At 70.2% G+C, this 15,002-nt stretch carries 13 protein-coding genes; 10 read left to right on the forward strand and 3 right to left on the reverse strand.

Translation table 11 applies throughout. The annotated features are described in order from the left end of the window. The first annotated feature begins 55 nt into the window (after window positions 1–55). The 9 genes from ACOFKS_RS01730 to ACOFKS_RS01770 all read left to right on the forward strand — a co-directional run bounded on the left by ACOFKS_RS01730 (window position 56) and on the right by ACOFKS_RS01770 (window position 11,412). The gene (locus tag ACOFKS_RS01730; protein ID WP_419807510.1) at window positions 56–2,512 is read left to right on the forward strand and encodes a type VI secretion system Vgr family protein; all 2,457 of its coding nucleotides are present in this window, start codon (window positions 56–58) and stop codon (window positions 2,510–2,512) included. After that, window positions 2,478–3,248 carry a DUF2515 family protein gene (locus ACOFKS_RS01735; protein ID WP_419807511.1) on the forward strand — a complete coding sequence of 257 codons (771 nt, stop codon included), beginning with the start codon at window positions 2,478–2,480 and terminating at the stop codon, window positions 3,246–3,248. The genes ACOFKS_RS01730 and ACOFKS_RS01735 overlap by 35 nt, the downstream gene beginning before the upstream one ends. A gap of 43 nt (window positions 3,249–3,291) precedes the next feature. Further along, window positions 3,292–3,825, forward strand: a complete 534-nt coding sequence (locus ACOFKS_RS01740; RefSeq protein ID WP_419807512.1) for a hypothetical protein — start codon at window positions 3,292–3,294, stop codon at window positions 3,823–3,825. 187 nt (window positions 3,826–4,012) lie between these two features. Beyond that, window positions 4,013–4,378, forward strand: coding sequence for a PAAR domain-containing protein (locus tag ACOFKS_RS01745; protein WP_419807513.1), 366 nt, complete (start codon window positions 4,013–4,015; stop codon window positions 4,376–4,378). A 74-nt stretch (window positions 4,379–4,452) separates the two neighbouring features. Next, a complete protein-coding gene (locus ACOFKS_RS01750) occupies window positions 4,453–5,397 on the forward strand; it encodes a DUF4123 domain-containing protein (RefSeq protein ID WP_419807514.1) in 945 nt (314 codons plus the stop codon). Window positions 5,398–5,406: 9 nt separating this feature from the next. Next, window positions 5,407–8,403 (forward strand): RHS repeat-associated core domain-containing protein, encoded by a 2,997-nt coding sequence (locus ACOFKS_RS01755; RefSeq protein ID WP_419807515.1) that lies wholly within the window; start codon window positions 5,407–5,409, stop codon window positions 8,401–8,403. Between the two features lie 90 nt (window positions 8,404–8,493). Next, window positions 8,494–9,381 carry a hypothetical protein gene (locus ACOFKS_RS01760; protein WP_419807516.1) on the forward strand — a complete coding sequence of 296 codons (888 nt, stop codon included), beginning with the start codon at window positions 8,494–8,496 and terminating at the stop codon, window positions 9,379–9,381. Between the two features lie 142 nt (window positions 9,382–9,523). After that, entirely contained in the window at window positions 9,524–10,891 is a 1,368-nt protein-coding gene (tssK, locus tag ACOFKS_RS01765) for a type VI secretion system baseplate subunit TssK (RefSeq protein WP_419807517.1), read from the forward strand. A 248-nt stretch (window positions 10,892–11,139) separates the two neighbouring features. After that, window positions 11,140–11,412 carry a hypothetical protein gene (locus ACOFKS_RS01770; RefSeq protein WP_419807518.1) on the forward strand — a complete coding sequence of 91 codons (273 nt, stop codon included), beginning with the start codon at window positions 11,140–11,142 and terminating at the stop codon, window positions 11,410–11,412. A gap of 262 nt (window positions 11,413–11,674) precedes the next feature. On the opposite strand, the gene ACOFKS_RS01775 is transcribed toward ACOFKS_RS01770, so the two are convergent. The 3 genes from ACOFKS_RS01775 to ACOFKS_RS01785 all read right to left on the reverse strand — a co-directional run bounded on the left by ACOFKS_RS01775 (window position 11,675) and on the right by ACOFKS_RS01785 (window position 13,941). Continuing rightward, complete coding sequence (locus tag ACOFKS_RS01775) at window positions 11,675–12,202, reverse strand: hypothetical protein (RefSeq protein ID WP_419807519.1); 528 nt, start codon at window positions 12,200–12,202, stop codon at window positions 11,675–11,677. A gap of 31 nt (window positions 12,203–12,233) precedes the next feature. Continuing rightward, complete coding sequence (locus ACOFKS_RS01780; protein ID WP_419807520.1) at window positions 12,234–12,638, reverse strand: hypothetical protein; 405 nt, start codon at window positions 12,636–12,638, stop codon at window positions 12,234–12,236. Between the two features lie 997 nt (window positions 12,639–13,635). Beyond that, the gene (locus tag ACOFKS_RS01785) at window positions 13,636–13,941 is read right to left on the reverse strand and encodes a hypothetical protein (protein WP_419807521.1); all 306 of its coding nucleotides are present in this window, start codon (window positions 13,939–13,941) and stop codon (window positions 13,636–13,638) included. A 65-nt stretch (window positions 13,942–14,006) separates the two neighbouring features. On the opposite strand from ACOFKS_RS01785, the gene ACOFKS_RS01790 reads away from it, so the two are divergent. Next, the coding region (locus tag ACOFKS_RS01790) for an IS701 family transposase (protein WP_419807522.1) at window positions 14,007–15,002 on the forward strand (996 nt) is incomplete at its 3' end.

The raw sequence follows: 15,002 nt of genomic DNA on the forward strand, positions 1-15,002 counted from the left end.
AGGCCGGCTCTCGGGTCCCGTTCCGGCTTCGGTCCGACGCCACGTCGACACACCCATGTACACCTACACGCAGGACCACCGCCTGGCCGCCGTCACCTCGCCGCTGGGCAAGGACAAGCTGTTGTTCCACAGGCTGCGGGCAACCGACCGGTTGAGCCAGCTGTTCGAGTACGAGCTGGACCTGTTCAGCGAGGACGCGGCCATCGCGTTCGCCGACATCGTCGGCCAGCCGGTCGCCGTCCGGGTGAACCGGCACGGCGTGTCCGACCCGCGGCACTTCACCGGGTTCGTCAGCCGGTTCGTCCAGACGTCCCGCGGCGGGGCCCTGCCGCACTATTCGGCCACTGTCGTCCCCTGGATGTGGTTCCTGACCCGCTCGGCCGACTGCCGCATCTTCCAGGGCCAAACCGTCCCGCAGGTCCTGACCCAGGTGTTCACCGCCCACGGGTTCAAGGCCGGGCACGACTTTGACGCCGGCCACCTGACCGCGACCTACCCGCCGCTGGAGTACTGCGTCCAGTACCGGGAGACGGACTTCGCGTTCGTCAGCCGCCTCATGGAGGGGGCCGGCATCTACTACTACTTCACGCACGCCGACGACCACCACACGCTGATCCTGTGCGACGGCCCGTCGGCCCACGAGCCGACGGCCGGGTACGAGTCGCTGGCGTTCCGGGGCAACGCCGAGGCGTTCGACGACACACCCCACCTGAGCGAGTTGACCGCCGGCCAGCAGGTCCAGCCGGGCCAGGTCACGCTGACCGACTACGACTTCAAGGTGCCCCGCAAGTCGTTGCAGGTGCGGGCCACCCCGCCCGCCCCGCCGACCAACGCCCACGCCGACGCCGAGGTGTACGACTACCCCGGCCGGTTCACCGAGACGGCCGTCGGCAAGGTGATCGCCCAGGTCCGGGTCAACGAGCGGCAGGCCCAGTTCGAGACCTTCGCCGGCCGAACCGACTCCCGGGCCGTGGCCTGCGGGACCGTCCTGAGAGTGATCGACTACCCCCGCGACGACCGCAACCAGGACTACCTGGTCACGGCCGTCACCCACGAGGTGGACGGCGACGAGTACCAGGGCGGGTCGCCGGGCGGCGTCGGCGGCGGCGGGGCCGACGCCAAGCGGTTCGCCGCCCGGTGCACGTTCGAGGCCATCAGCCACGCCGAGCCGTACCGCCCGCCGCGGGTGACGCCCAAGCCGGTCATGCACGGGCCGCAGACGGCGTTGGTCGTCGGCCCGGCAGGGCAGGAGATCTACGTCGACGAGTTCGGCCGGGTGACGGTCCAGTTCTACTGGGACCGGGTCCACCAGAAGAACGAGAACAGTTCGTGTCGGATCCGCGTCGCTCAGCCGGTGGCCGGCAAGCGGTGGGGGGCGAGCTTTTGGCCGCGGATCGGCCAGGAGGTCGTCGTCTCGTTCCTCGAGGGCGACCCCGACCAGCCGCTGGTGATCGGGTCGGTCTACAACGGCGACAACAAGCCCCCGTACCTGGGCGGCGGCCCCGACCCCAAGCACGCCAAGGACCCCAACGTCAGCGGGTTCAAGACCAACTCCACGCCCGGTGGCAAGGGGTTCAGCGAGCTGCGGTTCGACGACACGGCCGGCAAGGAACAGGTGTTCCTCCGCAGCCAGGCGACGCTGGACGTGCAGGTGCTGGGCACGAGCAACGAGTCGGTCGGCGGCGACCACAACACGTCGATCGGGTGGGAGAAGGACGGCCGACGGGGCGGCGACCACAGGCAGCTCGTCCACCAGGACCAGCACCTGACCGTCCAGCGGGACCAGTTCGAGCACGTCGGCGGGAACGCCCAGCTGCTGGTCGGCAAGGGCCCGGCCGGCGGCGGCGGGAACCTGGACGTGTCGGTCGACAAGCACCGGACCGAGACGATCGGCCAAGGCAGCGACCTGCACGTGAAGGGCAGCCGCCGGGAGAAGGTCGATGGCAGCACGTCGTTGACCGTGGGCGGCAGCCAACAGGAGAAAATCGGCGAGAAGCACGCCGTCGACGCCGGCCAGGAGATCCACCTCAAGGCCGGGATGAACGTCACGATCGAGGCCGGCGTGGAGCTGACGATCAAGGCCGCCGGCGGCTTCATCAGCATCGGCCCGGCCGGCGTAACGATCCAGGGGACGATGGTGCTGATCAACAGCGGCGGGGCCGCCGGCTCCGGCTCGGGGTCGAGCCCGGCCGCGCCGGTCGACGCCAAGGACGCCGCCCCGGCTGCCCCGGCCGGGGCCGACGACTCGGTCACCGGCCAGCCGTGCGTGACCACGTCGCCAACGCCCACTCCGCCGGCCAAGCATTCCAACTCGTCTCGACCGCCCCACGCCTCCGCCCGGCAGCCCGGTCATTCGCCTGCCATCCCGTCCGCCGCCACCACCGTGGGCCCAGCGGCCCATCCCGGCAGCCCGGCTACGCCAGCTGCCCTAGTCGCCGCAGCCGAGCCGCCGGTCGACTGCAAGAGTGGGTGGGCGGATGCGGAACGGGGACGTAGAAAAGGTGTCCCGTGAGACCGACCCAATAAAGCGGAACAGGGTTATCAGCGCGACCTACGCCGCAGACTACCTGAAAGCCCCCCACCTCGGTTGGTTCGGCACCGCGGCGTTCGCGTCCAAGCAGGTGGGGTGCGGGATGCAGTCCGCCAAGGGCGTCGAAGACGGGTGGTTCGTCCGGCGGTTCTCGGAGAATCAGGCTCTTGCGGACCATACCTTGGCCCGCCTAGGCGACGGGAACAAGGCCGTGTTCGAGGAGCTGCAGCCCGTCTACAACTTTTACGCCGCGAACGGCATGGACGGCCTCAAGCGGTGCGGACCGGAACGACAGCCGCCAGTGCCCGACGGCGTGATGAACGGGTTTGAGCAGGCCGACCGCGCGCGGGCGACCAACGACCCCGACTTGGCACGGCAGGGCACATTATCCATGCTCCGGCACGAGCAGTTTGTGACCCTCCAAAAGTCGGCCTACGACGACCCCCTGTTCAGGAGGGCATTGGAAATCAACCAGAAGTGGAACGACCGACCGGTACCGACGTTCGGGCAGACTCAGCCGACGAAGGTGGTCTTTGACTCGGCCTGTGCGGCGGCGGACGCGCCAGCGATCGAGATGGCCGGCGGCAACTTGGGCGACAAGCCTTGGCGGTGGGGCTTCGCAGCCGCGACGGCCGAAAAGTTTGACGAGTTGTCGAGATCGCAGTCGTCCACGATCAACGCGGCCCTCGGCAAAATCGCCAGCGACGGCGGCCTCTGACCCCCGACATGCCACATTGAGTCACCTTATGCCAGACCTTCCCGTGATCGACATCATGCTCGGCGGGCACTCGGACGACCTAGTCGCCCGGCTCGACCCACGGCTGAACGCGGTTGACACCGGCACGGGCCAGATCACGGTCGACCCGCACGTCGTCCAGCTGAGGGGTCCGGGCTGGTCCCTGACCGTCGACCCGACCCGGTTCTCGAGCGTCGACTTCGATAACGGGCTCGTCATCGCAGCGCACGTGAGCCCCCAGTCAGACTATTTACTGCTCGAACCAACGTCCGAAATCGTCGACCGATTGCAGCGGCGGTTCGTCGACTTCGGCTTCCGACCCCGATTAGATCGAACGACCACGGGCGAGCAACTCAGGGCGGCCATGGGCGAGATTGACGCCGATCCCAGCTTCCACCGCGAGGTCTACCGAGCGCGCCGGGGCGACATCGGCTGCTCGCTTGTAATGAAGAAGACAGTACCCAAGGGCTCAACGCTGGGCCGCGCAGCCGGCATCGGGTCGGACCTGTACCTGCTGACGCTTACGGCCAAGCTGCTCAGTCAGGACGGTGCATTTTAGAGCGGGTTACGCCTAACCGTCGCGGCCGGCGTTCGCCTCAAAGCCCGTCACGCCGCGGCGGGAACCCACGGCAGTGCCGTGGGCGTCACCAGATTCTCGTGAGGGCAGGTGCAACCCGCCACAGACGGCCGCACCGGCCAGTGGCGACCCGAAGTGGGTAGCCGCAGTAATCAAACAGGGAAGAGCCATGCCTCCCGCCGCCCGACTGACCGACATGCACGTCTGCCCGATGGTGACCGTGCTGGTCCCGCACGTCGGCGGGCCGATCCTGGCCCCCGGGTGCCCGACCGTGCTGATCGGCGACCTGCCGGCCGCCCGGGTCGGCGACATGGTCACCTGCGTCGGCCCGCCGGACGTGATCGCCATGGGCGCGTTCGACGTCCTGATCGGCGGCCAGCCGGCCGCCCGCATGGGCGACCTGACGGCCCACGGCGGCGTCATCGTCGTCGGCTGCCCGACCGTCCAGATCGGCCTCGCCGGCCAGGGCGGGCCCCTCGGGGCCGCCGCCGGCACGGGGGCCCCGTTCGCCGAGAAGTGCGCCGGCGGCGGCTAGCGGCCGACGACCCGTCGCGCCGCCGCCGCCGCCACCCCCGGTCCGTCGGGCGGACCAGACCATCGCAGTTGACCATGTCGCGGTTGACCCTGGAAATCCTCACCGGCCTGCTGACCGGCCGCCGGATCACGCTCACGCCGGGCGGCGTCGCCACCGTCGGCCGCGGGCCGGCCAACACGCTGCCCGTCCCCGCCGACCCCGACCTGGCCGGCGTCCACTTCGGCCTGGAGTTCGGCCCCGACGCGTGCCTCGTCCGCGACCTCGGCAGCCCGGCCGGCTTGTTCGTCAACGGCGTCCGCGTGGCGGCCGCGGCCCTGAACGACAACGACCACGTCCGGGCCGGCACCACCACGTTCGGCGTCCAACTGACCGCCGGCCCCGCCGCCCCGCCGACGGTCACGCCGCGCGGCCCGGCCGGTGGCGACGCCCCGCCGGCGGCGATCGTCCACACCGCCGCGCCGGCGCCGACCGACCTCCGACGACTGCTGCTGCTGTCCGATTCGCAGCCGCTGTTCGCCATCGTCGACGCCGCTCGCGGGCCGGCCGTCCACGGCGTCCTGCACGCCGCGGCGGACGTGCAGTGCCAATCGCTGTACGACGGGGCCCGCGGCAACGAGTTGGCGCGAGTCGCGCCGCACCTGGTCCGCCTGGCGCCGGCGTCGCCGATCCTGGACGCGCTGGTCGCCCGCGGGTTCGGCCGCAGTTGGGGCGTGTACCTGACGTCGGCCGAGCCGTTCGCCGACGTCCGCCGGCACCTCCGCCGGTTCCTGCTGGTCAAAACCGAGGCGGGCAAACAACTGTACTTCCGCTACTACGACCCGCGGGTCCTGCCGCTGGTGCTGCCGGAGCTGAACGCGGCCGAGCTGGCCGACTTCTTCGGCCCGGTCGGGTCGTACCTGGCCGAGGGCGAGGACCGGTCCACGCTGCTCCGGTTCTCGCTCGCCGACGGTGCCCTGCGGCGGCAGCCGTTCGCCGTCACGATCGGCCGACCCGCGACGGAGGGCGTCACCGTCGGGTGACGTAGGCCCATGTTCGTCATCCGCGATCCGGTCCTGGGCGCGCTGCGGCGGCGGGCGATCGGCAACGGCCTGATCGGCACGTTCGACGGCACCGGCCGGACGGCGGCCTGGGACGCCGCGACCGGCGACGTGGTCGTCATCGTCGTCCGCGACGAGGCCGGCAACCCGACGCGGGTCGGCTTCGACCGGCTCGGGTTCATCTCGCGGGTCCAGAGCCCGCTGGGCCACACGACGCTGTTCGAGAACAACCGCGACGGACAGCCGACGAAGATCACCGGCCCCACCGGCGCGGCCGTCGACGTCGGATACGACGCGAACGGCCTGGCCGTCGCCGTCGCACGGGCGGGCCAGAAGCCGGTCCGGTTCGCCCGCGGCACCCGCGGCGAGATCGAGCGCGTCGACTACCCCGACGGCACGGCCACCGCGTTCGCGTACGGCGACACCGGCCAGGTCGTCGCCGTGACCGACCGGCGGGGGCACCGCCAATCGTTCGCGTTCGACGGCCAACGCCGCCTCACGGGCATCGATGACGCCAACGGCAACACGACGGCCTTCGCGTACGGCAGGGGCCCGTCGCCGGCGCGGAAGACGCACGCCGACGGGACGAGCGAGTTCTACGCCTACGCGGCCGGCCAGCGGCTCACGCGGGTCAGCGTCGGGAAGGTCGCCGACGACGCCCGGCCGATCGTGTCGTTCGAGCACGACGCCGACGGCCGGGTGATCGGGGCCGCGTACGCCGACGAGTCGCTGTCGTTCGCCTACGACGCCGCCGGCCGCGTGACCGAGGCCCGCTGCGGCGAGTCGGTCGTCGCGCTCCGATACGACGGCAGGGGGCACCTGGTTGAGGAAACGCAATCGGGCGAGACCGTCCGTTACGAGTACGGCGGCACCGGCCTGCTCGCCGCGATCGGCTACCCGACGGGCGAACGGGTCGCGTTCGACTACGACGCCGACGGCCGGCTCGCCCGCGCCACCGACTGGGCCGGCGGCCACCACGCCGTCAGCTACGCGGCCGACGGCACCACGCGCCAGACGGCCGCCAACGGCCTGGTCACGACGACCACCTTCGCCCCCAACGGCCGACCGGCGGCCATCCGTACGGCCTCGCCGGACGGCCACGAGCGGTTCGCCGCCGACTACGCCTACGACGGCGAGGACCGCCTGCGACAGTCCCGCGACACCGACGTTGGCCTGCGACAGTACCGGTACGACGCCGAGAGCCAACTGCTCGCCGTGCAGGCCGACCGCCCCGGCCGCAGCGAGGCGTTCGCGTACGACCCGGCCGGCAACCGCGTCCGCGCCAACGGCGTCCCCACGACGGCCAACAACCTCAGCCAGATCGTCACCGCCGGCGACGCCCGGTGCGGCCACGACGCCGACGGCAACCTGGCCACGCTGTCCGCCCCGACCGGCACCTGGCGGTACACCTGGAACGCGCGGGGGCTGCTCATCGCCGCCACCCGCGCCGACGGCCGCACGGTTCGGTTCGGGTACGACGCGCTGGGCCGCCGCATCTGGAAGGAGGTCGACGGCACCCGCACGCGGTACCTGTGGGCCGGCCCACGGCTGATCCGCGAGGTCGCCCTTCCCCCGGCCGGCGGGGCCGGTCCGGCCGGCGTGCAGGACTACCTGTACCACCCCGGCCTGCCGACGCCGCTGGCCACGCGCATCGGCACGGCCGTCTACTGCTACCACACCGACCACGTCGGCACGCCGCGACGGCTGACCAACGCGACCGGCACCGTCGTCTGGTCGGCCGACTACGCCGCCTTCGGCGAGGCGACCGTCCTCGTCAATCAGGTTCGCAACCCGCTGCGGTTCGCCGGCCAGCAGTTCGACGACGAAACCGGCCTGCACTACAACTTTTTCCGCTACTACTCCCCGCAGTTGGGCCGGTACCTCTCCCGCGACCCCGTCACGTACCTCGGCGGGATGCACGTCTACAGCTACTGCGACAACGACCCGGTTAATCGGATCGACGTGCTGGGCCTGTGGCCGAGCTGGAAGACGGTGGCCGCGATCGGTGCCGGCATCGCGGTGGGCGTGCTGATCGTCGCCACCTGCGGGGCGGCGGCCCCGGTCCTGATCGCCGCCGCCGCCATCGGCGGGGCCGTCGCCGGCGGCCTGGGCGAGGCGCTGAACGAGGACCACTTGTGCCCGTCGTGCATCGCCAAGGCCGCCCTCTACGGCGCGCTCGGCGGGGCCGTCGGCGCGGCCACCGCGATCGTCGCCGCCCCGGTGCTGGCCGCCGCCGGCCTGGGCGCGATGGGCACGGCCATCGGCGTCGGCATGCTGGCCGGAGCCACGTCCTACTCCGCCACGACGGCGGCGAACCCGGACGCGCACTGGAGCTGGGAAGCGTTCGGCACGTCCGTCGCCCTCGGCGGCGTCCTCGGCGGCGTGGGCGAGGCCATGACCGGCGGCGGAGCGGGCGGGGACACCGCGCCCGAGTCGACCACGCCCGAGGCGACCGCGGGTGGGGGCGACGAACCCGGGGCGGAACCCAATCCGACGACAGATGGTCCGGTCGTCAAGAACGTCCGGTTGGATCAGGTGAACTCCACCCAGGCGGACGTCAGCCCGAACACGGCCGACGGTCGGAGCATCGACGACGTGGCGGGCGACATGCGGACCAACGGCTGGGACAACTCCAAGGCTCCCCCGGACATGGTGCAGACCGACGACGGCCGCTACACCACCCTCGACCACCGCCGGCTCGTCGCGGCCGACCGGGCGGGGCTGGACGAGGTGCCGGCCAACGTGCACGACCCGGACGAGCCGCTGAGCGCGTCCGAGCAGCAGCGGTTCAGCAACACGAGTGACAACGCCCTGGTCGACGACGCTAACGGCCGCGTCTACTACCCCGGTGACAAGCCGACCACCTGGGGCGAGGCCACCCGGATACGGTCGCTCAAGCAGCAGGCGATCGACCCGACGTTCCCTGCCGACGGGCGGCCCGGCCTTCCACCGGTTCGCGGCAGTGGGCCGTCCGGCACGGCCCCGTAGATGCTCGGGACGCATCCGGGCCCGGGCGTCTCCGTCTCGGGCGAGGCGGCCGCGAGCGGCAACATCGACAACCACAACCGCCAGTGACCCATGATCTACGCCAGCGAATTGGAAGACCGTTTTTCAACCTACCTGTCGTCCGGGTGCGACCCGGCCGCAGGCGACGCCTTGGCCGCCGCGCTGAAGCGGGCCGGGTTGGGCCGCGACGCGCGGTCCCTCGCGGCGTTCGCGCGGGTGGGGCGGGCGACCGTCGACTTGTCACCCGACGACTGGGACGGTGCCCGCGCGTACGCGGGACTGACCCCTCCCCATCAGGCCGTCCCGGGCGACGTCTGGTTCGATACGGTGGAGCTGGCGGCCATGGTCTTGATTCCGTCACGGTTCACCCCGGACGCCAGCCGACAACAGTGGCTCGCGACCCGCCCGGTCGCCGTATGGCAGTTCCGCGTTTTCCTCGCCCTGGCACAGACCACGCGGGACGTGACCGAGTTTCGGGTACCGGCCGACTATTTGACCGCGGATCGATTTCAGCGCGCCGCGTCCTTGGATCCCGCGACAGACGTCTATCAAGACGAGGCCCTCGCCTACTCCGGCTGGTTCGGCAAGGTGCTCGCCGGCCGGTTCGACCTGCAATCCGCCAGGGCGTTCCTCGCCGCCGACGACTTCCGTCGGATGATGCCCGGGCTGTTGCGACTTTGGGACGGCACACCTCCGCCCGAATCCGAGTTCACGCGCGTGGCCGTCGGCGAGGGTGAGCTGGAACACCCTTACCTGGCGGACCTCGAACTTCGAGAACGAGGGGTGAACTACAAAGTCGGCAGGCGGCACAACCTGTTCGAAGAGTGGGACCGGGACCGGACCATCGGATTCTCAACCTGCGTGGGCCGCCGATCCGGCGTGCCGAAGAACCCGAGCGTCCGGACGGCGTTCGTCACCGTCCGCAACCCGATCCGTCCGGGCATCGCGACGCCGTGTTAGGCCATCACCACGCCGACCACCGACGCCGGCGGTCGTCGTCGCGGCCGCCCGGTTTGTCGTGCTTGCGGCCGACCCATCCACGGCTGAACCGACCTCCGTAGACCAATCCACGAATCATCTCAGACCCCGAGGAGCACGAAACATGGCGGCTGAACGTCCCATCCACTGGCGGCAGGGCCTGGCCCTGCAGCCGCACCACTTGCAGATCATGCAGCGGGCGACCGACGAGCGGTTCGCCCGCGAGCGGCAGCTGGCCTGGCCGTACCCGTACGGGGTGGTCGACTGCGCCGTCTCGGCCGAGCTGCTGGCCGGGCGGCGGCTGCGATTCGACCGCCTCCGCGTCGTCCTGCCCGACGGGCTCGACGTCGAGGTCAACGCCAACGCCAACCTGCCCGAGGACGCGGCCGTGGCGGCCGAGCTGGCGGCGCTGGGCCCCGGGCAGGCGTTGCTGGTGTCGCTGGCCGTGCCGCGGTGGGACGCGGCCGGGCCGAACGTGCTCGACGGGTCGGCCGAGCGAAACCGGCGGTACGCCGTCGACACGGTCCAGGTCCGGGACGAGAACACGAACGCGGCGGCCAAGGACGTTCAGGTGCGGGTCATCAACGCCCGGCTGGTCGTCGGGCCGCCCCGGGGGGAGAACGTCGAGCTGGTGCCACTGCTCCGCGTGCGGGTGGTCGACGGCCGGCCGGCGGTCGACCCGGAGTTCTACCCGCCGCTGATGGTGCTCCGCGGGTGGCCGCCGCTGCGGCGGAAGGTCGACGAGTTGGTGCTGGAGGTCGGCGAGGCCCGCGAGCGGTCGCTGGCCGAGCTGGGGCAGGGCGGCTTCGCGTTCAAGACGGCCCCGACGCCGGCCCAGTTTGAGGGGGCGCTGCGGCTGCGGACGCTGAACCGGTACCACGGCCGGCTGGCGTCGCTGGCGGCGGCGACGCACGTGTCGCCGTTCGAGGTGTACTGCGAGTTGCGGGCAATGGTCGGCGAGCTCGCCGCCCTGCAGCCGGGTGACGACCACGCCGCGGCCGTCGCCGAGTACGACCATACCGATCTGGCCCGGACGTTCGCGTCGGCCATTGCCAAGGCGCGCGAGCTGCTGGTGCCCCCCATAACGCACAACGTCGACCGAGTACGGTTCGTGCCGGCCGGACCGGTGGCCCGGGCGACGCTGACCAAGGAGCAATTCGCCCGGGCGGTTGGCTTCTACCTGCGGGTCCACACCGACGGAGACGTGAGCGCCCTGGCCGACGCGGTGCGAATGCGGACGATCCAATTGGGGCTGCCGGAGGGGGTCAATAAGGCGTTCAGCGGCATCCGCCTGGTCCCGCAGTTGGAGGCCGTGCCGAACCTGCCGCCGCCGGGCACTGGGGCGATCTACTACAAGCTCGACTGGGCCGAGGGCGTGAGCGGCCAAATCCGCCTGATGATCGAGCAGGCCGAGGAGAAGCAACTGGTCATCTGGGCCGACAAGCGCGACGTGAACGGTCAAATGACGGCCGAGCTGTTCATGCCGGCGTGAGCCGCAGCTGACCGTGTTCCGGTAGTTGCCCTACCCCCTCGCGCTTCACGCCGGAAGAGGAACGGGAGGCGGATGATGTCTCAGCAAACCATCCGGTCGTGCCCCGCTCAATCTGCGTGGCTGACGGCGGACGAAGAGAACCCCTCGGCCAGGTTCAAACATGACCCGTCAACCCGGCCGCCTGCGGGGCCAAGCGGGACGTAGCAGCCAAGGTCGCGGCCGTGTCCCGGGCGACCGCCGAGCGGTAGGTGGCCGCCTACCGCGACGGCGGGCTGGACGGCCTGCGGCGGTGGGCCGTCAAGGGGCTGGTCAGCGACCTGGCCCGCCACGCGGCGGCGATCAAGGCCGACCTGGCCGACCGGCCGGTCCGGACGGTGGCCGAGGCGGCCGACCGGATCGAGCGGCTGATCGGCATCCGGTGGGTATCGACGCAGGCGCGGCGGTTCCGGCCCGGCCTGGGGTTCTCTTGGCAGCGGACGTGTGCGGCAACCCTGCCGCTGAGGAACTGCCGGAGCAGGTAAGAGAGCAGCGTCGGTTCCGTGATGGCGAGCTGGAGACCTCGGCTCGACGTGGCTGTGGCCGACTGCGGCCACGTCCGGTTTCTCGACGCCTACCATATTCTTTACTGTCCCCACGCCACCGGTGGTCGGTCCCGCGAGTGTATGCCCAAGCCGTCTCGGTCCGCCAGCGCCTCGATGTCGGGCGCGTCCGATCCGGCCCCGGCCACCCGCCGAGCCGCTAGGATGTAGTGGCCGGCAGCCGTCACAGCTAGGCCTACCCTAATCACGCGACCCTTCGACCATTCTCTGACACCAACTCGCCCGCCGACCAAACCAAGGAGCCATACAGGCCCATGTTCCGCTCCTCGTACTCCAGCACGAACTCCAGTCGCGGGTACATGGCGGCGACCGCTGCGACCCCGCTGATCGGCGGACGCCACGGCGACCAGAAGGTTGCCCTTACGGGGTTGCTGCCACACTCGATGCTCGCCTCGCAGTCACACCAACGAGCACCCCAGTTCTCCAGCTGCCATGAGAGCCAGTCGGCATGCCCATGTTTTCCTTGTAAGCCTTCAAGGTGTGTCCGCTCCTCGCCCGTCAACAGACGAGTAGTGCCGAGCATTCGGTCGTAGATGAGCCCCGTCTCAAGTGGCGACGGCGACCTCGTGTCGGCCAGGTCCGCCGGCATGGGCAGCAGGCTCTCAAGTAGCATGGGGTAGCCGTCTTCGTCGACTCGGAGCCGGGAACACAGGTCGGTAATGTCCGTCTGCGGTCCCTCAATGAACAGGTCGCAGAAACAATGGTTCGGCATAGAAGTCTCACAGTTTTCAATTCGTGGACGATCAGTTCGCCGCACGAGGTCCCGTCCGACGGGCAGTTCCGTGGCTGCGCAGGCCGTCTTCCGTCCAGGGGCAGGCGGTCTCGCTGATCGCCCTCCGGTCTTCAGCCGCCGCATCGGGCGAACGGCCGGTGTTGTTCAAGCGGACAACAACTCGCAGGTCTGGATCGCCGTCCGCCGCCCCAAGAGTTGCCCTGTCGACCAAGTACGCCAGGAACACCTGCCCCCAGCCCCGCGAGCGTGCGAGAGCGGCCAAATGAATCATGTTGTCAGCCAGGGCGTTCAGTTGACGCTCCACCGGATCGTCGCCTCGTTCGGTGTGTATTCGGTTCCGCGCCCAGGCGTCTACCGCCTCGCATCCCTCCACGACGACGGCACCCGCACATTCAAGGTCATCAAAGTCACTCATCACACGTTCTCCTTTCAAGGTTGCACACAGGCGCAGCAGGGCGAGGCCTGACGCGCCCCTCAAATCGAGGCCGACGTCCTCACCACGCACGCCGGGCCCAGCACGTCAGAGTGGAGGTCTCGCGAACGGCACCGCCGCCTTCTGCCGCGAACGAGAAGGCAGAGATCGATGGGTGGCTGGGCCAAGGGCTCACTTACACTTCAATCGACGTTCTCGCCGGGCCGGTCGCCGCTATCAGCTTCGCGGGAGGCCGAGTCGCCAACTCGTTCCTGGTAGCGAGGTATCCACCGGGTCGGAGACCACAGCCGAGCCCCCCAACACGGGTCGCCTCGGAACGTGGCGATCGTCACCCTGCCACCGATGATTGATGTACATCTGGCGAGCGTTCCATTCGCCGATGTTCCGATCAAGGACCAGAGCGAGCCCGGGCCGCCCATTCCGGTGCCACCTCGTCCTGGTGGAACACGGACGAGAACCGCCTCTCCCACTCCGAGAGCCCGTAACTGTTGAGGCGGCGGGCCAGGGCTGCCGAAGTGCCGACACCACGAACAAGGTGGTCAAGCAACAACGACCGGGCGCTCTCCGGCATGTCGAGCCGCATACCCCCGATCGAAAGCGTCTCGCCGTCGATCCTGAGCCCGCACCTGAGCGACCGATTGATGGCCGCCGCCCGCCGAACCGCAGCGACTTGAGACTTCCCGACCCCCTTTGCACGCTTGTTTGAGATCGCCATGTTCAAACCTGTATCTCTGTAACCGTCGTGACGACCGCCATCTTGTCGGAACGCGTACCGCCCACGGATCGCGGTCGACGTCCGTCCCATGGACCGGCACCAGCTTGCGTGCCGGCCAGCTCCCTGATCGCAGACGACCTGTGTTCCACTCCTCGTACACCCGGTGCGTCGCGCTGCATGGTGTCGCCGTCAGCGGCGAGATGTCCAGCTCTACCCAGGGCCTCGACCCAGCCGGTTCGCGGACATGTCTCCCCCCGACTGCCATCACCCCGAGCCGACCTGCAGGTGTTCGTCCGACTCCTGGTCCCGCAGGCTAGCCCCGCCCTGACCGCCTGCGGCATGCTGCCCAGCCCCCTTCAGCTCGGAACGGTAGAACTTCAACTCGGAGCTGATCTGGTCCTCACACGCGCGATATGCCACGACCGCCTGGGCGGCGACGACGCAGATCCGAGCTGCCAGGGTCTCGGCATCAACGGCGGACCGGCCCGACTGCAGCGTCGTGGTCGTCTCGCGGACCAAGTCTGGGAGACGCCGTCCGAGCACCTTGAATGCGTCGACGACGCCTAGCACTACAGCGCCGCATTCGCACAACGCCAGACGCCGAAAGCGGTAACGCCTCCTGACAAGGAGGTCACATGACCGCGGAGCAAGTGACGGCCCTGGGGCCGGCGTTCGACGGGTACCTGCGGGAGTTTCGATCCGCCTTCGGCAACGTGAAGTCGTTCCGCCACTTGGGCACGTACTGCCGGGGGCTGGCCAGCGACCTGCCTCGGAAGAGCGTCGAGCCGATCGCGCTGGCGGCGGGGACGGCGGCGCGGACGCTGCAGCAGTTCCTGGCCGACCACGCGTGGGACCAGGACGCGGTGCTGGCCCGGCTGCAGCGGCGGGTCGTCGAGCGCCACCTGCCGGCCCCGGGCGAACCACCGGCGGCCGACGGGGTGGGGACGATCGGGCTGATCGACGAGACGTCGCAGGCGAAGAAGGGCGACAAGACCCCGGGCGTGCAGCGGCAGTACTGCGGGTCCATGGGCAAGGTCGAGAACTGCATCGTCACCGTTCACTTGGCGGTCCGACGCGGGACGTTCCTGGGCGTGCTCGACTCGGACCTGTACGTGCCCGACGAGTCGTGGGACCAGGACCGCGACCGGTGCGCGGCCGCCCACATCCCCGAGACGATCGCCCACCGGTCCAAGTGGGTCATGGCGCTGGAGCAGGTCAAGCGGGCGGTCGCCAACGGCGTGCGGTTCGACTGGCTGACGTTCGACGAGGGGTACGGCGGGAAGCCGGAGTTCCTGGCGCTGCTGGACGGGACGGGCCTCCACTACTGCTGCGAGGTGCCGGCCAACCTGATGTGCTGGCCGACGTACCCGGCGTACGACTCGCACCAGCGGCCGTACCAGGCCAAGCGGGCCGACAACGCGGCGGCCCTGGGCAAGCCGTTCCGCACGCAGAAGTGGCAGCGGGTCGAGCTGGCGCGGCAGACGCTCGGACCGCAGGCGTGGGACGTGAAGGCCGGGCAGGTCCACCTCCAGCGTGACGGGCAGCCGACCGATCGCACGTACCGGCTGATCGTCGCCCGGAACGTGGCGTCCGGGGAGGTGAAGTACTTCGTGTCCAACGCGCCGCCCCAC

This window comes from Sphingomonas sp., from assembly GCF_965200135.1.
Lineage (GTDB): Bacteria > Pseudomonadota > Alphaproteobacteria > Sphingomonadales > Sphingomonadaceae > Sphingomonas.